This is a genomic window from Streptomyces sp. NPDC006733 (assembly GCF_040636125.1).
In the GTDB taxonomy this organism is placed as follows: Bacteria; Actinomycetota; Actinomycetes; order Streptomycetales; family Streptomycetaceae; genus Actinacidiphila.
Genome location: NZ_JBEYJD010000008.1, coordinates 89850 through 113805 on the forward strand (window position 1 = coordinate 89850; position 23956 = coordinate 113805).

24 protein-coding genes are annotated in these 23956 nt (G+C 71.9%); 10 read left to right on the forward strand and 14 right to left on the reverse strand.

All coding sequences use genetic code 11. The features are described from left to right. Window positions 1-50: 50 nt before the first annotated feature. Together ABZ721_RS09820 and ABZ721_RS09825 are read right to left on the reverse strand one after the other, a co-directional pair. A complete protein-coding gene (locus ABZ721_RS09820) occupies window positions 51-389 on the reverse strand; it encodes a P-II family nitrogen regulator (protein WP_358788088.1) in 339 nt (112 codons plus the stop codon). Then, window positions 386-1714: an ammonium transporter gene (locus tag ABZ721_RS09825; RefSeq protein ID WP_358788089.1), complete on the reverse strand. Its 1329-nt coding sequence runs from the start codon at window positions 1712-1714 to the stop codon at window positions 386-388. Before ABZ721_RS09825 ends, ABZ721_RS09820 begins: the two co-directional genes overlap by 4 nt. A gap of 304 nt (window positions 1715-2018) precedes the next feature. Here ABZ721_RS09825 and era point away from each other — a divergent pair, with 304 nt between their 5' ends. Further along, a complete protein-coding gene (gene era / locus ABZ721_RS09830) occupies window positions 2019-2969 on the forward strand; it encodes a GTPase Era (RefSeq protein WP_277438172.1) in 951 nt (316 codons plus the stop codon). Between the two features lie 91 nt (window positions 2970-3060). Here era and ABZ721_RS09835 read toward each other — a convergent pair whose 3' ends face one another. Continuing rightward, window positions 3061-3327, reverse strand: a complete 267-nt coding sequence (locus tag ABZ721_RS09835; protein WP_358788090.1) for a protealysin inhibitor emfourin — start codon at window positions 3325-3327, stop codon at window positions 3061-3063. A gap of 8 nt (window positions 3328-3335) precedes the next feature. Next, window positions 3336-4451: a M4 family metallopeptidase gene (locus tag ABZ721_RS09840; RefSeq protein ID WP_358788091.1), complete on the reverse strand. Its 1116-nt coding sequence runs from the start codon at window positions 4449-4451 to the stop codon at window positions 3336-3338. Between the two features lie 287 nt (window positions 4452-4738). Between ABZ721_RS09840 and leuA the strand changes: the two genes are divergently transcribed. Together leuA and ABZ721_RS09850 are read left to right on the forward strand one after the other, a co-directional pair. Continuing rightward, on the forward strand, window positions 4739-6526 hold the full coding sequence (gene leuA / locus ABZ721_RS09845) for a 2-isopropylmalate synthase (protein ID WP_358788092.1): 1788 nt from the start codon (window positions 4739-4741) through the stop codon (window positions 6524-6526). Window positions 6527-6951: 425 nt separating this feature from the next. Continuing rightward, window positions 6952-7668 (forward strand): TerB family tellurite resistance protein, encoded by a 717-nt coding sequence (locus ABZ721_RS09850; RefSeq protein ID WP_358788093.1) that lies wholly within the window; start codon window positions 6952-6954, stop codon window positions 7666-7668. Between the two features lie 102 nt (window positions 7669-7770). Here ABZ721_RS09850 and ABZ721_RS09855 read toward each other — a convergent pair whose 3' ends face one another. After that, on the reverse strand, window positions 7771-8133 hold the full coding sequence (locus ABZ721_RS09855; protein WP_358788094.1) for a DUF1304 domain-containing protein: 363 nt from the start codon (window positions 8131-8133) through the stop codon (window positions 7771-7773). 63 nt (window positions 8134-8196) lie between these two features. On the opposite strand from ABZ721_RS09855, the gene recO reads away from it, so the two are divergent. Together recO and ABZ721_RS09865 are read left to right on the forward strand one after the other, a co-directional pair. Continuing rightward, window positions 8197-8943 (forward strand): DNA repair protein RecO, encoded by a 747-nt coding sequence (gene recO / locus ABZ721_RS09860; RefSeq protein WP_358788095.1) that lies wholly within the window; start codon window positions 8197-8199, stop codon window positions 8941-8943. A 36-nt stretch (window positions 8944-8979) separates the two neighbouring features. Further along, complete coding sequence (locus ABZ721_RS09865) at window positions 8980-9816, forward strand: isoprenyl transferase (protein ID WP_358788096.1); 837 nt, start codon at window positions 8980-8982, stop codon at window positions 9814-9816. 70 nt (window positions 9817-9886) lie between these two features. Here ABZ721_RS09865 and ABZ721_RS09870 read toward each other — a convergent pair whose 3' ends face one another. From ABZ721_RS09870 to ABZ721_RS09885, 4 genes are read right to left on the reverse strand one after another with little or no spacing between them, the layout of a single operon-like run. Next, on the reverse strand, window positions 9887-10303 hold the full coding sequence (locus ABZ721_RS09870; RefSeq protein ID WP_358788097.1) for a transcriptional repressor: 417 nt from the start codon (window positions 10301-10303) through the stop codon (window positions 9887-9889). 26 nt (window positions 10304-10329) lie between these two features. Next, window positions 10330-11271 (reverse strand): metal ABC transporter permease, encoded by a 942-nt coding sequence (locus ABZ721_RS09875; RefSeq protein WP_358788098.1) that lies wholly within the window; start codon window positions 11269-11271, stop codon window positions 10330-10332. Continuing rightward, on the reverse strand, window positions 11271-12041 hold the full coding sequence (locus ABZ721_RS09880; RefSeq protein WP_358788099.1) for a metal ABC transporter ATP-binding protein: 771 nt from the start codon (window positions 12039-12041) through the stop codon (window positions 11271-11273). The genes ABZ721_RS09875 and ABZ721_RS09880 overlap by 1 nt, the downstream gene beginning before the upstream one ends. A 22-nt stretch (window positions 12042-12063) precedes the next feature. Continuing rightward, the gene (locus tag ABZ721_RS09885; RefSeq protein WP_358788100.1) at window positions 12064-13029 is read right to left on the reverse strand and encodes a metal ABC transporter substrate-binding protein; all 966 of its coding nucleotides are present in this window, start codon (window positions 13027-13029) and stop codon (window positions 12064-12066) included. Window positions 13030-13170: 141 nt separating this feature from the next. Between ABZ721_RS09885 and ABZ721_RS09890 the strand changes: the two genes are divergently transcribed. After that, entirely contained in the window at window positions 13171-14553 is a 1383-nt protein-coding gene (locus ABZ721_RS09890; protein WP_358788101.1) for a glycine--tRNA ligase, read from the forward strand. A 46-nt stretch (window positions 14554-14599) separates the two neighbouring features. On the opposite strand, the gene ABZ721_RS09895 is transcribed toward ABZ721_RS09890, so the two are convergent. Continuing rightward, window positions 14600-15109 carry a hypothetical protein gene (locus ABZ721_RS09895; protein ID WP_358788102.1) on the reverse strand — a complete coding sequence of 170 codons (510 nt, stop codon included), beginning with the start codon at window positions 15107-15109 and terminating at the stop codon, window positions 14600-14602. A 169-nt stretch (window positions 15110-15278) separates the two neighbouring features. Between ABZ721_RS09895 and ABZ721_RS09900 the strand changes: the two genes are divergently transcribed. From ABZ721_RS09900 to ABZ721_RS09910, 3 genes are read left to right on the forward strand one after another with little or no spacing between them, the layout of a single operon-like run. Beyond that, the gene (locus tag ABZ721_RS09900; protein ID WP_358788103.1) at window positions 15279-16523 is read left to right on the forward strand and encodes a histidine kinase; all 1245 of its coding nucleotides are present in this window, start codon (window positions 15279-15281) and stop codon (window positions 16521-16523) included. Continuing rightward, window positions 16511-17155, forward strand: a complete 645-nt coding sequence (locus ABZ721_RS09905; protein WP_358788104.1) for a response regulator transcription factor — start codon at window positions 16511-16513, stop codon at window positions 17153-17155. Before ABZ721_RS09900 ends, ABZ721_RS09905 begins: the two co-directional genes overlap by 13 nt. Further along, window positions 17152-17985, forward strand: a complete 834-nt coding sequence (locus ABZ721_RS09910) for a hypothetical protein (RefSeq protein WP_358788105.1) — start codon at window positions 17152-17154, stop codon at window positions 17983-17985. Before ABZ721_RS09905 ends, ABZ721_RS09910 begins: the two co-directional genes overlap by 4 nt. A 98-nt stretch (window positions 17986-18083) precedes the next feature. Here the strand turns inward: ABZ721_RS09910 and ABZ721_RS09915 are convergent, their stop codons facing one another. From ABZ721_RS09915 to ABZ721_RS09925, 3 genes are all read right to left on the reverse strand, one after another. Continuing rightward, window positions 18084-18692: a TetR family transcriptional regulator gene (locus ABZ721_RS09915; RefSeq protein WP_358788106.1), complete on the reverse strand. Its 609-nt coding sequence runs from the start codon at window positions 18690-18692 to the stop codon at window positions 18084-18086. Between the two features lie 184 nt (window positions 18693-18876). Continuing rightward, complete coding sequence (locus ABZ721_RS09920; RefSeq protein ID WP_358788107.1) at window positions 18877-19887, reverse strand: aldo/keto reductase; 1011 nt, start codon at window positions 19885-19887, stop codon at window positions 18877-18879. Window positions 19888-19970: 83 nt separating this feature from the next. Continuing rightward, the gene (locus tag ABZ721_RS09925; protein WP_358788108.1) at window positions 19971-21443 is read right to left on the reverse strand and encodes an MFS transporter; all 1473 of its coding nucleotides are present in this window, start codon (window positions 21441-21443) and stop codon (window positions 19971-19973) included. A 110-nt stretch (window positions 21444-21553) separates the two neighbouring features. Here ABZ721_RS09925 and ABZ721_RS09930 point away from each other — a divergent pair, with 110 nt between their 5' ends. Continuing rightward, entirely contained in the window at window positions 21554-22468 is a 915-nt protein-coding gene (locus ABZ721_RS09930) for a helix-turn-helix transcriptional regulator (protein ID WP_358788109.1), read from the forward strand. A gap of 12 nt (window positions 22469-22480) precedes the next feature. Here ABZ721_RS09930 and ABZ721_RS09935 read toward each other — a convergent pair whose 3' ends face one another. After that, window positions 22481-23899 carry an MFS transporter gene (locus ABZ721_RS09935; protein WP_358788110.1) on the reverse strand — a complete coding sequence of 473 codons (1419 nt, stop codon included), beginning with the start codon at window positions 23897-23899 and terminating at the stop codon, window positions 22481-22483. Window positions 23900-23956 lie beyond the last annotated feature (57 nt).

Sequence of the window (23956 nt, forward strand, 5' to 3'; positions counted from 1 at the left end):
CCCCGCCATCTCCTCGGCCGCGCCGACCGCGGCCCCGGCGGGTCAGGGGATCAGAGCGCGTCGGGTCCGCGCTCGCCGGTGCGGACCCGTACGGCCGTCTCGACCGGGACCGACCAGACCTTGCCGTCGCCGATCTTGCCCGTGCGGGCGGCGTTGACGACCGCTTCGATGACGGCCTCGGCGTCGGCGTCCTCCACCAGGACCTCCAGGCGCACCTTCGGTACGAGGTCGACGCGGTACTCCGCGCCCCGGTAGACCTCGGTGTGGCCGCGCTGGCGCCCGTAGCCGCTGGCCTCGGTGACGGTGAGGCCGTGGACGCCCAGCTCCAGGAGCGCCGCCTTCACCTCGTCCAGCTTGAACGGCTTGATGACGCCGGTGACCAGCTTCATTCGGCGGAGCTCCTGTTCTTGGCGTGGGCGAGCGCCTGGGCGAGAGCCGAGGCGTGCACATGGGGCGCGCCCTGCGAGACGACGCCGTGATCGTATGCCGACTCCGCGTGCACGGTCAGGTCCAGGCCGGTGAGTTCGTCCTCGGGGGAGACCCGGAAGCCCATCAGCCGGTCGATGGCCTTGCCGATCCCGTACGTGACGGTGAACGCGTACGCCCCGACGACCAGCACCGCGGCGGCCTGCTTGCCGAGCTGGCCGAGGCCGCCGCCGTAGAGCAGGCCCTCGGGCCCCGAGGTCATGGTGGCGGTCGCGAAGAGGCCGATGAGCAGGGTGCCGGTGATGCCGCCGATGAGGTGCACGCCGACCACGTCGAGGGAGTCGTCGTAGCCGAGCCGGAACTTCCAGCTGACGGCGAACGAGCAGAGCACGCCGGCGGCCAGGCCGACGACCAGCGCCCCCATCAGGTCCACCGAGCCGCAGGCCGGGGTGATCGCGACCAGCCCGGCCACCGCGCCGGACGCGGCGCCCAGCGTCGTGGCGTGGCCGTCGCGGCGCTTCTCCACGACGAGCCAGCCGAGCAGGCCCGCGCAGCCCGCGACCTGGGTGTTGAGGAACGCGGCGGCGGCCAGGCCGTTGGCGCCGAGCGCCGAGCCGGCGTTGAAGCCGAACCAGCCGAACCAGAGCAGCCCGGCGCCGAGCACCACCAGCGGGAGGTTGTGCGGGCGCATGGCCTCCTTGCGGAAGCCGAGGCGCGGGCCGAGGACCAGCGCCAGGGCCAGCCCCGAGGCGCCGGAGCAGATCTCGACGACGGTGCCGCCCGCGAAGTCCAGGGCGCCCAGCTTCGCCACGATCCAGCCGCCGGTGCCGAAGACCCAGTGGGCCACCGGGACGTATACGAGCAGTGTCCAGGCGAGCACGAAGACGACCCAGGCGCCGAACTTCGCGCGGTCGGCGATGGCGCCGCTGATCAGTGCGGCGGTGACGACGGCGAAGGTCAGCTGGAACGTGGCGAACAGCAGCGTCGGGACGTGGCCGGTGACGCTCGTCGGGCCGATGCCGTGCATGCCCAGGTGGTCCAGGCCGCCGATCAGGCCGAGGCCGCCGGCGTCCGGGCCGAAGGCGAGCGAGTACCCCGCGACCAGCCAGACCACCGTCACGAGGGCGATCGACACGAAGCTCATCATGAGCATGTTCAGGACGCTCTTCGTGCGGACCATGCCGCCGTAGAAGAGCGCCAGGCCCGGCGTCATCAGCAGGACGAGGGCGGTGGCGGCGAGCAGCCAGGCGGTGTCACCGGAGTCGATTCCGGCCGACAGGTACGGCACGAGGGCTTCCCTTCCCGGGGCGGCGGGGGGTGGTGTGCGGCGGTGGTCGCCCACGAGCCTCACCGGCGGCCGTTTCCGGCAGTGGGCAGACGTGTTTCCGCCGTGTTTCGTGTTGCTGCGGAGTTACCGGCGCCTCACATCCGACCGCACCCGCGGCCGTGCGTGCGGCAGCACACGCGGCCGCACACCCGACCGTGCGACCGCACACGCGGCCACCCGCCCGCCCGTGCGGCCCGCCGCGGATCCGGTCGCCACGCGCTCTCACGGGTGCCGGTGTGAGCCGGGCCCGCCGCGATCGGGGAGAATGGGCCGCATGAGCGCCAGTCCCCAGTCCTCCGAGGCCGTCCACCGGTCCGGCTTCGCCTGTTTCGTCGGCCGTCCCAACGCGGGCAAGTCGACCCTCACGAACGCTCTCGTCGGCATCAAGGTCGCCATCACCTCGAGCCGGCCGCAGACCACCCGGCACACGGTGCGCGGCATCGTGCACCGCCCGGACGCGCAGCTGATCCTGGTCGATACCCCTGGTCTGCACAAGCCGCGCACGCTGCTGGGCGAGCGGCTCAACGACGTGGTCCGCTCGACGTGGGCCGAGGTCGACGTGATCGGCTTCTGCGTGCCGGCCGACCAGAAGCTCGGCCCCGGTGACAAGTACATCGCCAAGGAGCTCGCGGGGGTCCGCAAGACCCCCAAGATCGCCATCGTCACCAAGACGGACCTGGTCGACGACAAGGTGCTGCGCGAGCAGCTGCTCGCGATCTCGGAGCTCGGCCGCGAGCTGGGCATCGAGTGGGCGGAGATCATCCCGGTCTCGGCCGTCGGGGACGTCCAGGTCGGTCTGCTCGCCGACCTGATCATCCCGCTGCTCCCGGAGGGCCCGCAGCTCTACGCGGACGGCGACCTCACCGACGAGCCCGAGCAGATCATGGTGGCGGAGCTGATCCGCGAGGCCGCGCTCGAAGGCGTGCGGGACGAGCTGCCGCACTCCATCGCGGTCGTCGTCGAGGAGATGATCCCGCGCGAGGACCGGCCGAAGGACAAGCCGCTGCTCGACATCCACGCCAACATCTACATCGAGCGGTCCAGCCAGAAGGGCATCATCATCGGCCCCAAGGGCGCCCGCCTCAAGGACGTCGGCACCAAGTCCCGCAAGCACATCGAGGCGCTGCTCGGCACGCCGGTCTTCCTCGATCTGCATGTGAAGATCGCCAAGGACTGGCAGCGCGACCCGAAGCAGCTGCGCAAGCTCGGGTTCTGACCGCGGCCTGCTCCGGCGCGCGGCCGTTCCGACGCCCGCCCGTTCCGCGGCGGCGGGCGGCCTCCAGCGTTTCCGCGCCGGAGGCCGCCCGTCACGCGCCTTCCTTGAGCACCGTCTGGATCAGGTCGCGCTGCGCCTCCGTCAGGTTCGGGTCCGCGCAGTGCACGGTCCGGCCGTCGACGGTGATCTCGTAGTGGAAACCGTCCGGCACCCCGTGCTGGGGCGCGGCACGCGCCTGCTCGACGGTCGCACGGGCCACTGCGTGCAGATGGGCGGCGTCGGGCCGGCCTGCGGTGTCCAGCTCGGCCCGACGCTCGATTCCGGCGAAGCCGCCGGAACGGATCACTTCTATGCGCACTGCGCTCCTCAGCCCTGCTGGCCCGACGCGCCCTCCGGCTGCCCGGCCTGACGCGGGAGGTCCGCGCCATTCGTCGACGTCGGAACGCCGACCTGCGACCACGCCTTCAGGACGGCCTGGTGCGCCTCGCCGTCCCCGTACCGCGTGTGGGCGGCGGAGACGGTCAGCCGGGCGAAGTCGGCGAACGACGCCTGCGGGGAGATCTGCCCGCCCGTGAGCACGTCGTACCAGATCTGCCCGGCCTGCTCCCATGCATACCCGCCGAGGGCCTCGGCCACCAGGTAGAAGGCATGGTTCGGGATGCCGGAGTTGATGTGCACGCCGCCGTTGTCCCGGCCGGTCGTCACGTAGTGGTCCATCGTGGCGGGCTGCGGGTCCTTGCCCAGCTTCGGGTCGTCGTAGGCGGTGCCCGGGGCCTTCATCGAGCGCAGCGCGTCGCCGTGGATGTTCGGCCCGAGCAGCCCGGCGCCGATCAGCCAGTCCGCCTGGTCGGCGGTCTGCTGCAGGGAGTGCTGCTTGACGAGCGAGCCGAAGACGTCGGACATCGACTCGTTGAGCGCGCCCGGCTGGCCGAAGTACGTGAGGTTGGCCGTGTACTGGGTCACGCCGTGCGTCAGCTCGTGGCCGATCACGTCGATCGGCAGCGTGAAGTCCAGGAAGATGTCGCCGTCCCCGTCGCCGAACACCATCTGCTCGCCGTTCCAGAAGGCGTTGTTGTACCGCTGGCTGAAGTGGACGGTCGCGTTCAGGGGCAGGCCCTGGTCGTCGATCGAATGCCGCTGGAACGCCTTCAGGTAGAGCTCGAAGGTGGCGCCGAGAGCGTTGCTCGCCCGGTTGACGGTCTGGTCCTTGCTCTCCTTGTCGCCCTCGCCGCGGACCTTGCGGCCGGGCAGGGTCGTCCCGTGCTTGGCGTCGTAGATCGTCCGCTTGGGCTTGTCGGAGGCGACCGCTCCGGCGATGGAGGGTGCGCCGATGACGGTGGTCAGCCGGCGGTGGGTGCGCTCGAAGGCGTCCCGCTCCAGTGTGGCCCGGGCGAGATCGGAGAGCGCGCGGTCCTCAGATGTGGCCATCTTGTCGAGGACATGCGGAGGAATGATCGTGCAGAAAGTAGGTGTCGCGTCCATGGCCGCAATGTGGCACGTGGTCCCAGCGCTGTCACTGCTTGCGACGATGATTACTGAAAAGGGACGGAAGATCATGGTTTTACTGGACAGAACCACTCGTCTTGCATACTGAGAGGGAGCACGGTTCGAGTGCGATATTCGAGCGGGCTCGGCTATGGTCGTCCACATCATGCGTTTCGGGCTGCTTCTCCTTAGCTGCCGCGGCGAGGGCCTGTAGTCGTAGGCCGACCCCCTCCCCGCGGAGTTCAGGCGTGCGCATCGCCGTCGGCCGTACTGGAGCCGGACCCATGAGGAGCCCACCGCAGATGTCCCAGAACCCCGTGAATTCCGTAGGCCGCCCCACGCCCATCACCGCGGCGAGCGTGCGCCAGCGCCCCACGGCGATGCCGATCCACAAGTACGCGCCCTACGACGCCGTCGACATCCCGGACCGCACGTGGCCGAACGCCCGGATCACCAAGGCGCCGCGCTGGCTGTCCACGGACCTGCGGGACGGCAACCAGGCGCTGATCGACCCGATGTCCCCGGCGCGCAAGCGGGCGATGTTCGAACTGCTGGTGAAGATGGGCTACAAGGAGATCGAGGTCGGTTTTCCGTCATCCGGCGAGACCGACTTCGCCTTCGTGCGCTCCATCATCGAAGAGGGCGCGATCCCCGAGGACGTGACGATCTCCGTCCTGACGCAGGCCCGCGAGGAGCTGATCGAGCGGACCGTCGAGTCGCTGGTCGGCGCCCCCCAGGCCACCGTGCACCTGTACAACGCGACCGCGCCGGTCTTCCGCAGGGTGGTCTTCCGCGGCTCGAAGGAGCAGGTCAAGGCCATCGCAGTGGACGGCACCCGGCTGGTGATGGAGTACGCGGACAAGATCCTGGGCTCGGACACCGTCTTCGGCTACCAGTACAGCCCGGAGATCTTCACCGACACCGAGCTGGACTTCGCCCTGGAGGTCTGCGAGGGCGTCATGGACGTCTGGCAGCCGGAGGCCGGCCGCGAGATCATCCTGAACCTGCCGGCGACCGTCGAGCGCTCCGCCGCCAGCACGCACGCCGACCGCTTCGAGTGGATGTCGCGCAACCTGTCGCGCCGCGAGAACATCTGCCTGTCCGTGCACCCGCACAACGACCGCGGCACCGCGGTGGCCGCCGCCGAGCTGGCGATCATGGCGGGGGCGGACCGCATCGAGGGCTGCCTGTTCGGGCAGGGCGAGCGCACCGGCAACGTCGACCTGGTCACCCTGGGCATGAACCTGTTCAGCCAGGGCGTCGACCCGGAGATCGACTTCTCGCAGATCGACGAGATCCGCCGCACCGCCGAGTACTGCAACCAGATGGAGATCCACCCGCGCCACCCGTACGCGGGCGACCTGGTCTACACGTCCTTCTCCGGCTCCCACCAGGACGCCATCAAGAAGGGCTTCGAGGCGATGGAGGCCGACGCGGCCACCGCCGGCAAGACCGTCGACGAGATCCCGTGGGCGGTGCCGTACCTGCCGATCGACCCGAAGGACGTCGGCCGCTCCTACGAGGCCGTCATCCGGGTCAACTCGCAGTCCGGCAAGGGCGGGATCGCGTACGTCCTGAAGAACGACCACAAGCTGGACCTGCCGCGCCGGATGCAGATCGAGTTCTCCAAGATCATTCAGACCCGGACCGACGACGTGGGCGGCGAGATCACGCCGGCCGAGATCTGGGCCGCGTTCCGCGACGAGTACCTGCCGACGGCGGAGAACGCCTGGGGCCGCATCGAGCTGCGCTCCGCGCAGGCCGAGACCACGACCGACGGCGGCGACGCGCTGACCGTGGAGGCCGTCGTCGACGGCGTCACGACGGTGCTCACCGGACGCGGCAACGGCCCGATCTCGGCGTTCTTCGACGCGCTGCACTCGGTCGGCATCGACGCGCGGCTGCTGGACTACACCGAGCACACGCTGAGCGAGGGCGCGAGCGCCCAGGCGGCGTCGTACATCGAGTGCGCGATCGACGGCAAGGTGCTGTGGGGCATCGGCATCGACCCGAACACCACGCGCGCCTCGCTGAAGGCGGTCGTCTCGGCCGTCAACCGGGCGGCTCGCTGACTACCGCCTTCGGGTGATCGCATCCGCCGCCGAGCCGGCCGGCCGGCGGGCGGACGAGCGGTGACGGCAACGGCCGCGGCGGCCCCCAGGGGGCTCGCCGCGGCCGTTGCCGCGTCGGGGGAGAGCGGCACCGCGAGCGGCGAAACACCGTGAATCCGTGCGGAATCCCCCGTCCCGGACCGCCCGGCCGCCGGGGCCGGCCGACGGCGGGATCGCGTCAATCCTCTTCGCGGGCCCACCCGCCGTGACCTGCTACGACGCGGTACGGACGCGGCCGATCCGGAAATCCCCCCTTACGCGGTACTGACTGGGCGTCACTGGTGTGGCTAACATCACGGCAGCAGTAACGGCACCGTTGCCGAGGCGTTACGCACATGTGCGTGCCGGACCGGTGCGTACCGGGACGAATCGCCGGAGGGTGCAACGTGGTTCAGCTGCGAGGGCTGTGCTTCTGGGGTGTGCGCACCGCGTGGCACACCGAGGACGACGGCGAGTTCTTCTGCCCCGACTGCGGGGGCGACCGCGCCTACCACCGGCGCAGCGGCACGCGGCGCCTGACCGTGCTCAACGTTCCCGTGCTGACCCGCGGGCCGGCCGGAACCGTCATCGAATGCAGCGGCTGCCACGGGCACTTCGGCGCCGAGACGCTCGACCACCTCACGACGACCCGCTTCTCGGCGATGCTGCGCGACGCCGTGCACACGGTCGCGCTCGCCGTGCTGACGGCCGGCGGGGCCACCGGCCGGCCGGCGCGCGAGGAGGCCGTCCGCGCGGTGCGCTCGGCGGGCTTCACCGACTGCACGGAGGACCAGCTCCTCGGACTGCTGGCGGCGATCGTCGCCGACGCGGGCCGGTTCCCCGGCGCCGCCGACGTCCTCGGCCCCGACTCGTTCGCCGACGCCCTGGACGGGTGCGGCAGCTGGCTCTCCATCGAGCTGCACGAGGCACTGGAGCCGCTCTCCGCCCACCTCGCGCCCCAGGGCCGCGAGCGGATCCTGCTGCAGGGCGCGCGGATCGCCCTCGCCGACGGGCCGTACCTGCCCGCCGAGCGCGAGGTGCTGGTCGCGGTCGGCCGCTGCCTGTCGCTGCCCGCGGGGGACACCGCCCGGCTGCTCGCCGAGGCGGCGGGCACCCCGTCCTGACGCGGCCGGGCGCCGGGCCGCCCCGGCGGGCGGACGGCCGCGCCGCCCGGTAGGCGCCGCCCGGTAGGCGCCGCTCGGCAGGTCCCGCCCGCTGGGCGCCGCCTAGTGGGCCGCCAGGACCAGCGCCAGCGCGACGAGGGCCGGCACGGTCTGGACGAGGACGATGCGGCGGCTCGCGGTGGCGGCCCCGTACACGCCGGCCACGGCGACGCAGACGAGGAAGAAGATCCGGGTCTGGAAGCCCACCGGGTCGGCGGCGAACGCGGACCACGCCAGGCCGGCCGCGAGGAACCCGTTGTAGAGCCCCTGGTTCGCGGCCAAGGCCTTGGTCTCGGCGGCGAACTCGGCGGTCAGGCCGAAGGCGGCCCTGCCCCGCGGAGTGGTCCACAGGAACATCTCCAGGACCAGGATGTACACGTGCAGGACGGCGATGGCCAGTACTGCCACGGTTGCGGTGATCGACATACGCGGCAGCGTATGCGGGCCGGGAGGGCCGGGGGCCGCTTCGGGTACGGGACAATGGGCCGTATGAGTCTGTTCCGCGACGACGGCATCGTGCTGCGCACCCAGAAGCTGGGTGAGGCGGACCGGATCATCACGCTGCTCACCCGCAGGCACGGGCGGGTGCGGGCGGTGGCGCGGGGGGTGCGCCGCACGAAATCGAAGTTCGGCGCGCGGCTGGAGCCGTTCAGCCACGTCGACGTGCAGCTGTTCGCGCGCGGCGGGGAGCTGGTCGGGCGCGGGCTGCCGCTGTGCACGCAGGGCGAGACGATCGCTCCGTACGGTAGCGCCATCGCGGCCGACTACGACCGCTACACCGCCGGCACGGCGATGTTGGAGACGGCGGAACGGTTCACCGACCACGAGGGCGAGCCGGCCCTCCAGCAGTACCTGCTCCTGGTGGGCGGGCTGCGCACCCTCGCCTCCGGCGAGCACCAGCCGCGGCTGATCCTGGACGCCTTCCTGCTGCGCTCGCTGGCGGTGAACGGCTACGCGCCGAGCTTCGACAACTGTGCCAAATGCGGGATGGACGGGCCGAACCGGTTCTTTTCGGTAGGAGCGGGAGGAGTCGTCTGCGCCGAGTGCCGGGTGCCGGGAAGCGTCGTACCCTCACGGGAGTCCCTGGAACTGCTCGGCGCGCTGCTGGGCGGGGACTGGGAGACGGCGGACGCCTGCGAGCCGCACTTCTGCCGGGAGGGCAGCGGGCTCGTCGCGGCCTATCTGCAGTGGCACCTGGAGCGGGGGCTGCGCTCGCTGAAGTTCGTCGAGAAGTAGTACCGAGCTGTACGAGACGTAGGAGAGGCAACGCGCATGGCACGTCGCGGGATTCTGGGCCGTTCCCGACCGGAGTACCGGACTCCGGACCCGCATCCGTCCGGTGCGGTGCCCCCGAAGATCCCGGGGGAGCTGGTGCCGCAGCACGTCGCCATCGTCATGGACGGCAACGGCCGCTGGGCGAAGGAGCGCGGCCTGCCGCGTACCGAGGGGCACAAGGTCGGCGAGTCGGTCGTCCTCGACGTCCTCAAGGGCAGCATCGAGCTGGGCGTCAAGAACCTCTCCCTGTACGCCTTCTCCACCGAGAACTGGAAGCGCTCGCCCGACGAGGTGCGCTTCCTGATGAACTTCAACCGCGACGTCATCCGCCGCCGCCGGGACGAGATGGACGAGCTCGGCATCCGCATCCGCTGGGTGGGCCGGATGCCCAAGCTGTGGAAGTCCGTCGTGCAGGAGCTCCAGGTCGCGCAGGAGCAGACGCAGGACAACGACGCCATGACGCTCTACTTCTGCGTCAACTACGGCGGCCGGGCGGAGGTCGCCGACGCGGCCGCGGCGATGGCGGCGGACGTGAAGGCGGGCAAGCTCGACCCCGCGAAGGTCAACGAGAAGACCTTCGCGAAGTACCTGTACTACCCGGACATGCCGGACGTGGACCTCTTCATCCGCCCCTCGGGCGAGCAGCGCACGTCCAACTTCCTGCTCTGGCAGACGGCGTACGCCGAGATGGTCTTCCAGGACGTCCTGTGGCCCGACTTCGACCGCCGCGACCTCTGGCGCGCCTGCCACGAGTACGCCTCAAGAGACCGCCGCTTCGGCGGAGCCCTCCCCAACGACCTGGCCCCGACGGACAAGCGGCCCCCGAGCGCGTGAGCGCGCGGGAACCGGGGGTCCGCCGCGCACGCGCGGCCGACCACCGGTTCCGGTGGTGACCGCTGAGGCGTCAGGCCTTCTGCGCGGTGGCGCAGTCGGCGCAGGTGCCGAAGATCTCTACCGTGTGGGCGACGTTGACGAAGCCGTGGTCCTCGGCGATGGCCTCGGCCCACTTCTCGACGGCCGGGCCCTCGACCTCGACGGCCTTGCCGCACATGCGGCAGACGAGGTGGTGGTGGTGGCCGTCGGAGCAGCGGCGGTAGACCGATTCGCCGTCGTCGGTGCGCAGCACGTCGACCTCGCCGGCGTCGGCGAGGGACTGCAGCGTGCGGTAGACGGTGGTGAGGCCGACGGAGTCGCCGCGGTGCTTGAGGAGGTCGTGCAGGTCCTGCGCGCTGCGGAATTCCTCGACCTCGTCGAGCGCGGCGGCGACGGCAGCGCGCTGCCGGGTCGATCGGCCCTGCACGGGGGGCTTGGCGGTCGTCACCGGTGCCTCCTTCTCGGTCGTAACCGTCACCGTCCAGATGTCCGGTCGGTCGTCATTGTGTCAGGCCGCGGGCTCTGCACCCGAACGTCGTCCTGCGGGACGCGCGCGCCGGGTACCTCCAGGGTGCACCGTTCCGCCGCCGCGGCGGAACCGCGGGCCCGTTTTCTTGCCAGGGGACCGGCCAGCACCGCCAGCACCACGAAGATCGCGATGGCCAGCAGGACGATCGTCGGCCCCGACGGAACGTCCACGTAGAACGACGTGACGGCTCCGGAGAGTGACACCGTCACCCCGATCAGCACCGCCAGCGCGAACGTCATCGCGAAGCTGCGGGAGAGCTGCTGGGCGGCCGCGACCGGCACCACCATCAGGGCGCTGACCAGCAGCAGGCCCACGACGCGCATCGCGACGGTGACCGTGACGGCGGCCGTGACGGCCACCAGCAGGTTCAGCAGCCGGACCGGCAGCCCCGTGACGCGGGCGAACTCCTCGTCCTGGCAGATGGCGAAGAGCTGCCGTCGCAGCCCCACGGTGACGAGGACCACGAACGCGGCCAGTACGCAGATGGTCGTGACGTCCTGCGGCGAGACGGTGTTCAGGGACCCGAAGAGGTACGTGACGAGGTTCGCGTTGGACCCCGTGTCCGACATGCTCATCAGCATCACGCCGCCGGCCATGCCGCCGTAGAAGAGCATCGCGAGCGCGATGTCTCCGTGCGTCCTGCCGTACCAGCGGATCAGCTCGATGGCGACGGAGCCGACGACGGCGACGGCGGTGGCCATCCAGATCGGGCTGGTGTTCAGCAGGAAGCCGAGGCCCACGCCGGTCATCGCGACGTGGCCGATGCCGTCGCCCATCAGCGCCTGGCGGCGCTGCACGAGGTAGATGCCGATGGCGGGGGCCGTGATGCCGACCAGGACGGCCGCGATCAGGGCCCGCTGCATGAAGGCGTAGTCGAGGATGTCCATCAGCTGAGCAGCCCTGTCCTGATCGGTGCGGCGTCGTGTGCGGCGTGCGGATGCACGTGGTCGTGGCCGGGCAGCGCGTGCTGCCCGACGGCGCGCGGCGGCGGCCCGTCGTGGACGACGCAGCCGTCGCGCAGCACCACCGCGCGGTCGATCAGCGGCTCCAGCGGCCCCAGCTCGTGCAGGACGAGCAGCACGGTGGCGCCGCCCGCGACCTGCTCGCGCAGGGTGCCGGCCAGGATCTCCTGGCTGGCGACGTCGACCCCCGCCATCGGCTCGTCCATGATCAGCAGTTCCGGCCGCACGGCCAGCGCCCGCGCGATCAGCACCCGCTGGTGCTGGCCGCCGGAGAGCGCGTCGACGGAGTCCTTGGCGCGGTCGGCCATGCCGACCAGCTCCAGCGCCCGGTCGACCGCCGCGCGGTCGGCGCGGCCGAGCGGCCGCAGCCGGGCACGGGCCAGCCGCCCGGCGGAGACCACCTCGCGGACGGTCGCCGGCACGCCGCTCGCGGCGGTGGTGCGCTGCGGGACGTAGCCGATCCTGGCCCAGTCGCGGAACCGCTTGAGCGGGGTGCCGAAGAGGTCGAGCCGGCCCTCGCTCAGCGGCACCTGGCCGACGACGGCCCGGACCGCCGTCGACTTGCCGGACCCGTTGGCGCCCAGCAGCGCGACGACCTCGCCGCGGCCGACCGCCAGGTCCACCCCGCGCAGGACGGGCCGGGATCCGAGCGAGGCCGTCGCCCCGCGCAGGGAGATGACCGGGTCCGTCTGCATGCCTGCCTCCGTCATCGCGTCCTCACTTGCTGCCGAGCGCCGTCTGCAGGGCCTTGAGGTTGCTCCGCTGGACGGCGAAGTAGTCGGCGCCCTTGGACTTGTCGGTGATGCCTTCCAGGGGGTCCAGTACATCGGTCCTGAGCTTCAGGTCGCCGGCCAGGGTCTTGGCGGTGGCGTTGCTGGCGAGCGTCTCGAAGAAGACCGTCGTGACGTGGTGCTTCGCGGAGAGCTGCTGCAGGGCCTTGATGCGGGCGCCGCTGGGCTCGGCCTCGGGGTCGATGCCGCCGATGGCCTCCTCGACCAGGCCGTAGCGCTCGGCGAGGTAGCCGAAGGCGGCGTGGGTGGTGATGAAGGTGTCGGAGGCGCGGTTCCGCAGGCCGTCCGTGAACTCCTTGTTGAGCCCGTCCAGCTTCTTGACCAGCTCGTCGGTGTTCTTCTGGAACGCGGCGGCGTGGTCCGGGTCGGCCTTGGTGAGCGCGGCGTTGACGCCCTTGGCGACCTCGGCGTACTTCACCGGGTCGAGCCAGACGTGCGGATCGGCGCCGGCCTCGCCCTCGCCGGAGTGGTTGTCGCCGGTGGTGTGGGCGTGGCCGTCGACCTCGGTGCCGTGCTCCTCGAGCCGGGTCAGCGAGGCGGCGTCGGCGGTGTTCTTCACGCCGGACTGCTTGACGGCCTCGTCGACGGCGGGCTGCAGGCCCTTGAGGTAGACGATCACGTCGGCCTTGCCGAGGGCGGCGGTCTGCCGCGGGGTGAGCTCCAGGTCGTGCGGCTCGACGCCGGGCTTGGTGAGCGCCGTCACGTCCACACGCTCGCCGCCGATCTCCTTCGCCAGGAACTCCATGGGGTAGAAGGACGCCGTGACCTTGAGTTTTCCGCTGCCGCCCGCACCGTCCGCGGCATCGGAGGCCGAGCAGGCGCTCAGGGTGAGCAGCCCGAGGGCGGCGGCTGAGGCGACGGCTGCGGGTATGAGGCGGGAGCGTTTGTTCATGACACTCATTTTCATCTGAAGTGGAAACGATTGTCAATTGCCGTCGAAGCCCGGAGTTCCGCCGGAACCGATTTGATATGGGGACCCGGCGCGCCGGTAACCTGGGGCAACTGACCGCTTCGTCGTACTGAAGAGAGCACCGTGGCCGCCGACAAGATCGACACCATCGTCAGCCTGAGCAAGCGCCGAGGCTTCGTATTCCCGTCCAGCGAGATCTACGGCGGCTCGAAGGCCGCCTGGGACTACGGGCCGCTCGGCGTCGAACTCAAGGAGAACATCAAGCGCCAGTGGTGGCGCTCCATGGTCACCTCGCGCGACGACATTGTCGGACTCGACTCGTCGGTGATCCTGGCGCGCGAGGTGTGGGAGGCGTCCGGCCACGTCGCGACGTTCTCCGACCCGCTGACCGAGTGCACCTCCTGTCACAAGCGCTACCGCGCCGACCACCTGGAGGAGGCGTACGAGGCCAAGCACCACCGTCCGCCGGCCAACGGCCTCGCCGACATCAACTGCCCGAACTGCGGCAACAAGGGCGCGTTCACCGAGCCCAAGCAGTTCTCCGGCATGCTCCAGACGCACCTCGGCCCGACCCAGGACGCGGGCTCCGTCGCGTACCTGCGGCCGGAGACCGCCCAGGGCATCTTCACCAACTTCGCCCAGGTGCAGACCACGTCGCGGAAGAAGCCCCCGTTCGGCATCGCCCAGATGGGCAAGAGCTTCCGCAACGAGATCACGCCCGGCAACTTCATCTTCCGGACCCGCGAGTTCGAGCAGATGGAGATGGAGTTCTTCGTCAAGCCGGGCGAGGACGAGCAGTGGCACGAGTACTGGATGGAACAGCGCTGGAACTGGTACACCGGCCTGGGCCTCAACCCGGACAACATGCGCTGGTACGAGCACGCCAAGGAGAAGCTGTCCCACTACTCGAAGCGCACCACTGACATCGAGTACCGCTTCAACTTCGGCGGCAACGAGTTCTCCGAGCTCGAAGGCGTGGCCAACCGCACCGACTTCGACCTCAAGGCGCACTCCGAGGCCTCGGGCCAGGACCTGTCGTTCTTCGACCAGGAGGCCGGCGAGCGCTGGTTCCCGTACGTCATCGAGCCGGCGGCGGGCGTCAACCGCGCCATGCTCGCCTTCATGCTCGACGCGTACAACGAGGACGAGGCGCCCAACGCCAAGGGCGTCATGGAGAAGCGCACGGTCATGCGCCTCGACCCGCGCCTGGCGCCGGTCAAGGTCGCCGTGCTGCCGCTGTCGCGCAACGCGCAGCTGTCGCCGAAGGCCAAGGGCCTGGCGGCCGACCTGCGGAAGAACTGGAACATCGAGTTCGACGACGCGGGCGCCATCGGCCGCCGCTACCGCCGCCAGGACGAGATCGGCACGCCGTTCTGCGTCACCGTCGACTTCGACACCCTCGACGACAACGCGGTGACGGTGCGCGAGCGCGACACCATGAAGCAGGAGCGCGTGTCGCTGGACCAGATCCAGTCCTACCTGGGCGGCCGTCTCCTCGGCTGCTGACCGCCCTCCGGGCGGGCTGTGCGCAGCGAACGCCGGTGCGGCCGGATCATCCGGCCGCACCGGCGTTCGCGCGTCCCGACGCCCGCACGGCGAGGGTCGCGCACAGCGCGGCCAGCGGCAGTTCGAGGCAGCCGGCCATCAGGAGCGCGGACGCGAGATCCGCTCCGGGGGCGGCCGTGGTGACGTCGAACCAGGCGTCGACGACCAGCAGCATCGCGGTGGCGGACGCCGCGAGGCCGTGGCGGTGGTCGCGGCGGCGCAGCAGCACGCCGGAGCCGATCAGGCCGACGGCCTCCAGGGCGTCCAGGCCCACCCAGGCGGCCGACCAGTGGGACGCCTGCGCGGTGTCCGGGAGCGAGGTCGCGAGGACGAACAGCCAGGGGATCAGGGCCAGTCCGAGCGCGATCAGGACGTAGCCCAGCGGTCTGGGACGGTGCGGCTCCGGCCTCGCCGGCGGTTCCGGGACGGCGTGCAACTCGATGACCTCGGCGCGGTACGTCGCGGCGGTCTCGGTGGCGGGACGGATCCGGTGGGCCGGGATCTCCAGGACGGACATGGTGGTGAACTCCTTCCGGACCCGGCTGTCGGGTACGCGAACAAGCCTCGTCGCCGGGCCCCCGCGGGTCAGTAACGCCCGGGTCCGACCTGTGGTGGTGCCAGCTACACCCCCGGAGCGGACCCCTGCGGGATGCACACCGCCCCACCTGGGGCTCTACGGTGAGCCCATGGCATCGACAGGGCCGCTGCGGCGCGCACTCCAGCAGGCCGCCGCGTACGCCCCGTGGTCTGCCTGGGCATGGCGGAACACGGCGTTCGTCACGGCGGGCGTACCGCCGGCGGGCGTGGGCGCGCTGCTGGTGTTCGACGTCGTGACGGACTGGCGGTCGCTGATCCTGCTGCCCGCGCTGCCCCTGGTGTGCGGCCCGCTGACGGCGCTCCAGCGCAGCCGGTTCTGGTCGCTGCTGGAGCTGAACGTCCCCCGGGTGCCCCGCGCCCGCCCCTGGTACACCCCGCGCGGCGCCGCGCAGTGGCTGCGCTCGGAGGCGACGTGGCGGCAGTGCGGCTACCACCTGCTCGCCGCCCCGCTCGCGGCGGCCGGAGCGGTGCTGGTGGTCTGCGCCTGGGTCGCGGGGATCTTCGGCACACTGGTCTTCTCCTGGGTGTGGGCGCTGCCCGTCGAGGATCGACTGCCCGGGTGGACCCAGCGGTACACGCTCGTCACCGCCGCCGGGGTCGTCCTGCTGTTCGCCGCGCCGTTGCTGGCCGCCGCCGTCACCCGGCTCGACACCTCGGCCGCCGCGGCGCTGCTGGGGCCCAACCGGGCCAAGGAGCTGCGGCGCCGCGTCGAGGACCTGGCGGAGAGCCGGGCGGGCGTGGTGGACGCCGCGGACGCGGAGCGCCGCCGGATCGAGCGCGACCTGCACGACGGCGCGCAGCAGCGGCTGGTCTCCCTCGCGATGAACCTCGGCCTGGCCCGCGCCACCCTCAAGGACCTGCCGCCCGAGGCGCGCCGGGTGATCGACGAGGCACACCGCGAGGCGAAGGAGGCCATCGAGGAGCTCAACAACCTCGTGCGCGGCCTGCACCCGGCCGTCCTGGACGACCGGGGCCTGGACGCCGCGCTGTCCGGCGTCGCCGCGCGGGCGCCGCTGCCGGTGCACCTGAAGGTGGACCTGGAGCGGCGGGCGGCGCCCACCGTCGAGGCCGTCGCGTACTTCGTGGTCTCCGAGGCGCTCGCCAACGTGGTCAAGCACGCCCGCGCGGAGCGGGTGGACGTCGCGGTGCGGTCGCGCGGCGACGTGCTGCGGGTGACCGTCACGGACGACGGGATCGGCGGCGCGGACGTGGCGGGCGGTACGGGCCTCGCCGGGCTCGCGCAGCGCGTCGGCTCCGTCGACGGAGCGATCGGTATCAGCAGCCCCGTCGGGGGCCCGACCATCATCGATGTGGAGTTGCCGTGCGGGCTGTGATCGCTGAGGACTCGGTCCTGTTGCGGATAGGGCTGGTCAAGGTTCTGGAGACCGCGGGCTTCGAGGTCGCCGCCGAAGTGGGCGACGCCGAGGCGGTGCTGGCCGCCGTCGACGAGCACCGGCCGCACCTGGCCCTGCTGGACGTGAGAATGCCGCCCGGCTACACCGACGAGGGGGTGCGGGCCGCCCTGATGATCCGCCGGCAGTGGCCGGACACCGCCGTCCTGCTGCTCTCGCAGTTCGTGGAGGAGCGGTACGCGGCCGACCTGCTGTCGGCGCACGGCGGCGGCATCGGCTACCTGCTCAAGCAACGCGTCGCGGACGTCGAGGAGTTCATCGACGCGCTGCGCCGCGTCGCGAACGGCGGCACCGCGCTCGACCCGCAGGTGGTCGCGCAACTGCTGCTGCGCCGCAACTCCGATCCGCTGGAGCGGCTGACGCCGCGCGAGCGCGAGGTGCTGTCGCTGATGGCGGAGGGGCGTTCCAACGTGGGGATCGCGGAGCAGTTGGTGGTCGGCGAGAGCGCGGTCGCCAAGCACATCAACAACATCTTCGCCAAGCTCGACCTGCCGCAGGCGGACGGGGACCACCGCCGGGTGCTCGCGGTGCTGCGCTTCCTGGAAGGGTCGTGAGCGGCGCGGGGGCCGGGGGAGCCGGCGGCGGGGGGCTCCGCAGGCACCGCGGGGCCTGGCTGGTGGTCGCGGTGCTCAGCGCGCTGCTCATCGTGTCGCCGATGGCCGTGGAGACCTGGGCGTACTTCGGCGCGCACCGGCCCGAGCCCACCCAGTCGCTCGAACTGCCGCCGCGGGGACGGGTCGAGCGGTTGCAGGTGGACGCGGGCAACGCGTCGGTCACGGTGCGCCCCGGGCCCGCCGGCCAGGTGCGCGTCCGGCAGACGCTGACCTGGTCGACGACGAAGCCGCAGATCAGGAAGGTGTGGGACGGCGGCATCCTGAAGGTGGAGGCGGGGTGTTCCGACTGGTGGTCGATGGCCGGCCTCGGCTGCTCGGTGAAGCTGGAGTTCGACGTCCCGCCGGAGACCGAGCTGCAGATCGCGGGCACGTCCGGATCCACGGACGTACGCGGCACCACCGGCCGGCTCGACCTGTCGAGCACCTCGGGGTCCACGGTCCTGGCCGACGTCGGCGGCACCATCTGGGCCCGCACCGGATCGGGCACGATCCAGGGCACCCGGCTCGCCTCCCGTACCGCCGACGTGCGGGCGAACTCGGGTTCGCTGGACCTCGCGTTCACCGCGGCCCCGGAGAAGGTGACGGCGAAGGTCGGCTCCGGCTCCGTACTGATCGGCGTCCCGCCCGGGTCCCGCTACCAGGTGGTCGGGCGCAGCGGGAGCGGGTCGCGGGAGTACGCCCCGGGGCTGGAGCAGAGCGGTTCGCCGCGGGTCATCGACGCGACGGCCGGGTCCGGGTCGGTGGACGTGGTCTACCGGGACCAGGACTAGGTCCAATACCGGTGACTTTGCCCTCTCTCAGAGCGCTCCACTAGCGTCATCACAGCTGGTCAGCGACTTGAGGAGCCGCTAAGTAAGCGGCATTGTCCCTAGGGAGCCTCCGGGGCGCCCTGAGGCCGGAGCCCGCCCACCAGCAGGTCGCAGACCGCGTCGAAGGCGGCGTCGATGCCGGGCTGCGACCACTCGGCCGCGTACGCCGGGTCGTGGAAGCGGCCGGTGGCGTCCCACACGGCGCGGGCGGCGAGGGCGGGGTCGGCCGAGCCGGGGAGGCCGAACTCGCCGCGCGCGAGCCCGCTCCTGATGATGTCGGCCAGCTGGCCGACCATGTCCTCGATGTGCCGGGCGACCACCGTGCTGGCCTCGCCCACCAGCGTCATGTACGTCGCGAACAGCTCCGGGTCGCCCCCGGCCTTGCGGCGCTTGGCCGCGAACAGCTCGGCCAGCCAGCGCCGCAGCCGCTCGGGGGCGGGCTGCGGCCCGTCCGCGACGGCGGAGAGCGTGGAGTGCGACTGGTCCAGCCACCGCTGGGTGACGGCCTCGCGGAGCGCGGCCTTGCTCGCGAAGTGCCGGTACACGGTGCCGTGGCTGACCCCCAGGGCCCGCGCCACGTCGACCACGGTCGCCTTGGCGGGGCCGTAGCGGCGCAGCACGTCCTCGGTGGCTTCGAGGATGCGGTCGGTGGTCAGGGTCGGCGGCATGACGGGCCTCTCGGTGCGGGGTCGTACGTCCCCAGTGTGCTGGCTCGGGGGCCGGCCCCGCGCCGGACCCCACCCCACCGCCGGCGGGCGGGCCGGAGAGAGCGGGCGATGCCCGCGGCGGGCGCGACGGCGCGAAGGGGCTCCACGGGACGGAGGCCGCCGTCCGCCCGGCCCGCCGGGAGGGTTACCGCTCGCTGTCCAGACTGGCCATCTGGGACTGCGGGTAGCGGTCGCCCGCCGCCGCTCCGGCGGGGACCGCGGCCTCGATGGCCGCCAGGTCGGCCGCGTCCAGGGCGGTGTCGAGGGCGCCGAGCGCCTCGGCGAGGCGGTCGCGGCGGCGGGCGCCGATGATCGGGACGATGTCGGGGCCCTGGGCCAGCACCCAGCCGATCGCGGCCTGGGCGACGCTGATGCCCTTGCCGTCGGCGATCTTCCGCAGCGCCTCCACGAGGTCGAGGTTGCGGTCCAGGTTGTCGCCGGAGAAGCGCGGGCTCATGCCGCGGAAGTCGCCGTTGGCGCCGCTCTGCTCGGAGCGCTCGCGCGTCCAGTGGCCGCTGAGCAGCCCGCGGGACAGGACGCCGTACGCCGTGATGCCGATGCCCAGCTCGCGGGCGGTCGGCAGGATGTCGGCCTCGATGCCGCGGGAGAACAGCGAGTACTCGATCTGCAGGTCGGCGATGGGTGCGGTGGCCGCGGCCCGGCGCATCGCGTCCGCGCCGACCTCGGAGAGGCCGATGTGCCGGACGTGGCCGGCTCGGACCTGGTCGGCGATGGCGCCGACGGTCTCCTCGATCGGCACGTCGGGGTCGAGGCGGGCGAGCCGGTAGACGTCGATGTGGTCGGTGCCGAGCCGGTTGAGGGAGTAGGCGAGGAAGTTCTTCACCGCGGCGGGCCGGCCGTCGACGCCGGACCAGCCGCCGTCGATGTCGCGCAGCGCGCCGAACTTGACGCTGAGCACGGCCCCGTCGCGCCCCTGGGAGCTGCTGCGCAGGGCGTCGCGGATGAGGAGTTCGTTGTGGCCCATGCCGTAGAAGTCACCGGTGTCGATGAGGGTGACGCCGGCGTCGAGCGCGGCATGGATCGTGGCGGTCGACTCCTGCTCGTCCACGCCGCCGTAGAGGGCGGACATGCCCATGGCACCGAGGCCGAGGGCGGAGACGGAGGGGCCGGTGGTTCCGAGGGTGCGCTTCAGCACGGGGTGCTCCTTGGGCGGTGCGGGGGCGGGTACGACTGAAGCATGGCATGTGGAGTGACAGATTTCAATATCTGTCACTCCATTCAGGAGACATGGCGCGGCAGCCGCAGGCTGAGCAGGATCGTCAGGGCGATCGCCCCCAGCTGCACGAGCAGGGTGATGACCAGGGCGTTCCGCATACCGGCCGAGGGGACCAGGGCCAGGAAGAGGGTGCCGAGCGTCGCCACGCCGAGCGCGAGCGCGGACTGCTGGGTGGTGACCATGACGCCGCTGCCGACGCCGGCCCGCTCGGCGGGCACGTCCGCGAGCACGATGCGGAAGAGCACCGGGAGCTGCAGGCCCTGGCCGAAGCCGGCCACCGCCATGCCCGGGGCGAGGAGGGCGATGTTCAGGTGGTCCCAGTCGTGCAGGGCGGCGGCGACCAGCAGGAGCAGGCCGACCGCCTGGATCAGGCCGCCGACGGTGACCACCCGGCTGCCGTACCGCGCGACCAGGCGCGGGCCCATCAGGGACGCGGCGAAGAAGGTGGCGGCCAGCGGTGCCATCGCCGCACCGGCCGCGATCGGGCCGAAGGCCAGCCCCTGCTGCAGGGCGACGGCCAGCACGAGCATGAAGCCGCCGAAGCCGATGGAGAACGGCACGACGAGCGGCAGCCCGCGCCGGATGCCGGGCAGCGCGAACAGGCTCGGCGGCACCAGCGGGGTACGGCCCTGCCGGTCCGCGCGGCGCTCGACTGCGTAGAACGCCCAGGCGGCGAACGGGAAGGCGGCGAGCGAGACCCAGGTCCACAGCGGCCAGCCGGAGGCGCGGCCCTCGGTCAGCGGCGCCAGCAGCGTCACCAGGGAGACGGCCAGCAGTACGGTGCCGGGCACGTCGATGGGGGCGGGGCGCTCGGAACGGGTCTCGGGGATGGTGCGGGCCGCCAGGACCAGGCCGATCAGCGCGACCGGCACGTTCACCAGGAACACCGCGCGCCAGCCGGTGCCCGCGATGTCGGCGGCCACCAGCACGCCGCCGAGGATCTGCCCGGCGACCATCGACAGGCCGGCCGTGGCGCCGTACAGGCTCAGCGCGCGGGCCCGCCGGGTCCCGGCGGTGGTGGACTGGATGGTGGCGAGCACCTGGGGGAGCATCAGCGCGGCCGCGGCGCCCTGCGCCACGCGGGCGCCGACCAGCGTCCAGGCGTCGGGCGCCAGCCCGCAGGCCAGCGAGGTCAGGCCGAAGGCGGCCATCCCGGCGAGGAAGAGCCGGCGGCGGCCGAACATGTCGCCGAGCCGCCCGCCGAGCACGAGGAGCACGGCGTACGCGGTGCCGTAGCCGGCCACCACCAGCTCCAGCAGGGCCGGCCCGGCGGCGAGGTCGCGGTCGATGGTCGGCAGCGCGACGTTGACGATGAAGAAGTCGATCAGCGGCAGGGCCGCGCCGAGCAGCACGGTGAACAGGCCGAGGGCGGTCAGTACGGGGCCGGCGGGCCGCGCGGCGGGCGCCGGGGCGCCGATGCGGGTCACGCGGGGGAGCACCGCGGCGCGGGAGGGAAGGACGGGAGTACGTTCCATGGGGGTCACGTGAGCAACCTTGCGCCCGTTTTCAGGGTGGTACCAGAGAGCGTTTATCCAGGTATAAGAACCACCAGGCAACTGGCTGCGCGATCGGGCATGCTGAAAGCATGCCTACGACGACCAGCGCGCACCCCGAGTCGGCAGCCGACATCAAGCGGCGCGAGCTCGCCTCGTTCCTGCGCAGCCGCCGCGAGCGCATCGCTCCCGAGCAGGTCGGGCTGCCGGCGGGGCGGCGGCGCCGCACGCCGGGGCTGCGCCGCGAGGAGGTCGCCAACCTCGCCGCCGTGGGCGTCACCTGGTACACGTGGCTGGAGCAGGCCCGCGACATCCAGGTCTCGGCGCAGGTCGCCGACGCCATCGCCCGCGCCCTGATGCTCGACCGGAACGAGCGGGTGCACCTGTTCACCCTCGCCGGTGTCGCCGACCCCAGCCCGTTCGCCGACTGCCCCGGCATGTCCGACCAGATCCGCCTGATGCTGCGGCAACTGGAGCCGCTGCCCGCCTTCGTCGCCAACAGCCGGCACGACGTGATCGCGTACAACCGCACCTACAACCGGCTCATCGACGACCTGGACGCGCGGCCCTTCGAGGACCGCAACATCATGTGGCTCGCCTTCACCGACCCGGCCTGGCGCGAGGCGCTGATCGACCGGGACGAGGTGATCCGGCTGATGGCCGCGAAGTTCCGGTCGGGCATGGCCGAGCACCTCGCGGAACCGGCGTGGAAGTCGCTCCTCAAGCGCCTCCAGCAGGCGTCCCCGGAGTTCTGCGAGGCCTGGGAGCGCCATGAGGTGCTCCAGCCGGACAACCGCTCCAAGCGCTATCTGAACCCGCAGGTCGGGCTGCTCACCTTCGACTTCACCCACCTGTGGCTCGGCCCGCGCTCCGGGCCGCGGCTGGTGACGTACACCCCGGCGGACGACGTGACGCGCACCCGGCTGCAGCGGCTGTACGAGCTGTGCACCGCGCCCGCGGCCGCCCCCGAGGCCCGCCCGGTGTTCGCGGCGGCCGGGCGCTCGTAGGGTCTCCCGCCCTCAGCTCTTCGTCAGTGCCGCGCCGGGCCCGACCGACGGCTCGCGCAGCCGCTCGGCGGCCCGCTCCGCGGTCCCGGCGGCCCAGCGGCCGGTGGTGAGCGTGCCCAGGACCAGGACGGCGGCGCCGCAGCCTGCGATGATCCACCAGGCGGCGGTGTGCAGCTCGGCGGCGACGGCGGCACCGATCACGGCGACCCCGAGCGACTGCCCGACCTGGCGGCTGGTGGAGGCGACGGCCGCCGCCACCCCGGCCTGCGAGCGCGGCATCCCGGACACGGCCGTGTTGGTGATCGGCGCGTTGACCAGCCCGAACCCGATCCCGAAGATCACGTACGAGGTGAACAGCAGCGTGTTGGAGGACTCGGCGTCCAGCGCCGCGAACATCACCCCGCTGAGCGTCATCGCGCTGCCCGCGAGCACCAGCGACAGCCGCGGCCCCCGGTTGGCCACCAGCCGCCCGGAGAGCGGGGCGAAGACCAGGCACATGAGGGCCATCGGCAGCATGTAGAGCCCCGCGTCGAGGGCGGAGAGCCCGCGGGTGTTCTGCAGGTAGAGGGTGTTGAGGAAGAGGAAGCCGCCGAGCGCGGCGAACGCGCTCACCGCGATGACCGTGGCGCCGCTGAAGGGCGCGCTGCGGAAGAAGCCGAGTTCGATCAGCGGGTCCACCCGGCGCCGCTCGTAGCTCAGCAGCCCGGCCAGCGAGCCGATCGAGACGGCCAGGCAGCCGAGGATCAGCGCCGACGTCCACCCCGCCTCCGGCGCCTCGATGATCGCGTAGGTGAGGGAGCCGAGCAGCGCGATGACGAGCAGCTGGCCGACCGGGTCCACCCGGCGCGCCTTCGGGGCGCGCGACTCGGGCACGAAGCGGGCGGTCAGGACGAGAGCGAGCAGCCCGACCGGGAGGTTGATCCAGAAGATGGAGCGCCAGCCGACGGTCTGCACGAGCAGCCCGCCGAGCACCGGGCCCGCCGCCATGCTGACGCCGACGACGCCGCCCCACACCCCGATCGCGCGGGCGCGCTCGCGCGGCTCCGTGAAGGTGTTGGTGATGATCGACATCGCGACGGGGTTGAGCATCGAGCCGCCGACGGCCTGCACCATCCGGAAGACGACCAGCCAGCTGAGGCTGGGCGCGAGGCTGCAGAGCACCGAGCCCGCGGTGAACAGCACCAGGCCGGTCTGGAAGACCCGGCGGCGGCCGATCCGGTCGGCCGTCGACCCGGCGAGCATCAGCAGCGAGGCCAGCACCAGCGTGTACGCGTCGATCGTCCACTGCAGGCCGGAGACCGAGGCGTGGAGTTCCTTCTGCAGGGAGGGCAGCGCCACGTTGAGGATGGTGTTGTCGAGGCTGACCATGAGCAGGCTCATGCAGCAGATCGCCAGCACGAGCATGCGGCGCCGGGGGCTCAGTTCCGGCACGTCGGGCCTCCAGGAATCGCTGTCCGCCGGCCCACGTGGCCGAAGGCACACAGATAC

Coding starts and splice junctions, on each gene's coding strand:
- ABZ721_RS09820 (WP_358788088.1), bottom strand. CDS start 389: ATGAAGCTGGTCACCGGCGTCATCAAGCCGTTCAAGCTGGACGAGGTG.
- ABZ721_RS09855 (WP_358788094.1), bottom strand. CDS start 8,133: ATGTCGATCACCGCAACCGTGGCAGTACTGGCCATCGCCGTCCTGCAC.
- ABZ721_RS09915 (WP_358788106.1), bottom strand. CDS start 18,692: ATGCCGCCGACCCTGACCACCGACCGCATCCTCGAAGCCACCGAGGAC.
- ABZ721_RS09900 (WP_358788103.1), top strand. CDS start 15,279: ATGGCATCGACAGGGCCGCTGCGGCGCGCACTCCAGCAGGCCGCCGCG.
- ABZ721_RS09885 (WP_358788100.1), bottom strand. CDS start 13,029: ATGAACAAACGCTCCCGCCTCATACCCGCAGCCGTCGCCTCAGCCGCC.
- ABZ721_RS09925 (WP_358788108.1), bottom strand. CDS start 21,443: ATGGAACGTACTCCCGTCCTTCCCTCCCGCGCCGCGGTGCTCCCCCGC.
- ABZ721_RS09895 (WP_358788102.1), bottom strand. CDS start 15,109: ATGTCCGTCCTGGAGATCCCGGCCCACCGGATCCGTCCCGCCACCGAG.
- leuA (WP_358788092.1), top strand. CDS start 4,739: ATGAGGAGCCCACCGCAGATGTCCCAGAACCCCGTGAATTCCGTAGGC.
- ABZ721_RS09865 (WP_358788096.1), top strand. CDS start 8,980: ATGGCACGTCGCGGGATTCTGGGCCGTTCCCGACCGGAGTACCGGACT.
- ABZ721_RS09930 (WP_358788109.1), top strand. CDS start 21,554: ATGCCTACGACGACCAGCGCGCACCCCGAGTCGGCAGCCGACATCAAG.
- ABZ721_RS09840 (WP_358788091.1), bottom strand. CDS start 4,451: ATGGACGCGACACCTACTTTCTGCACGATCATTCCTCCGCATGTCCTC.
- era (WP_277438172.1), top strand. CDS start 2,019: ATGGGCCGCATGAGCGCCAGTCCCCAGTCCTCCGAGGCCGTCCACCGG.
- ABZ721_RS09875 (WP_358788098.1), bottom strand. CDS start 11,271: ATGGACATCCTCGACTACGCCTTCATGCAGCGGGCCCTGATCGCGGCC.
- recO (WP_358788095.1), top strand. CDS start 8,197: ATGAGTCTGTTCCGCGACGACGGCATCGTGCTGCGCACCCAGAAGCTG.
- ABZ721_RS09880 (WP_358788099.1), bottom strand. CDS start 12,041: ATGCAGACGGACCCGGTCATCTCCCTGCGCGGGGCGACGGCCTCGCTC.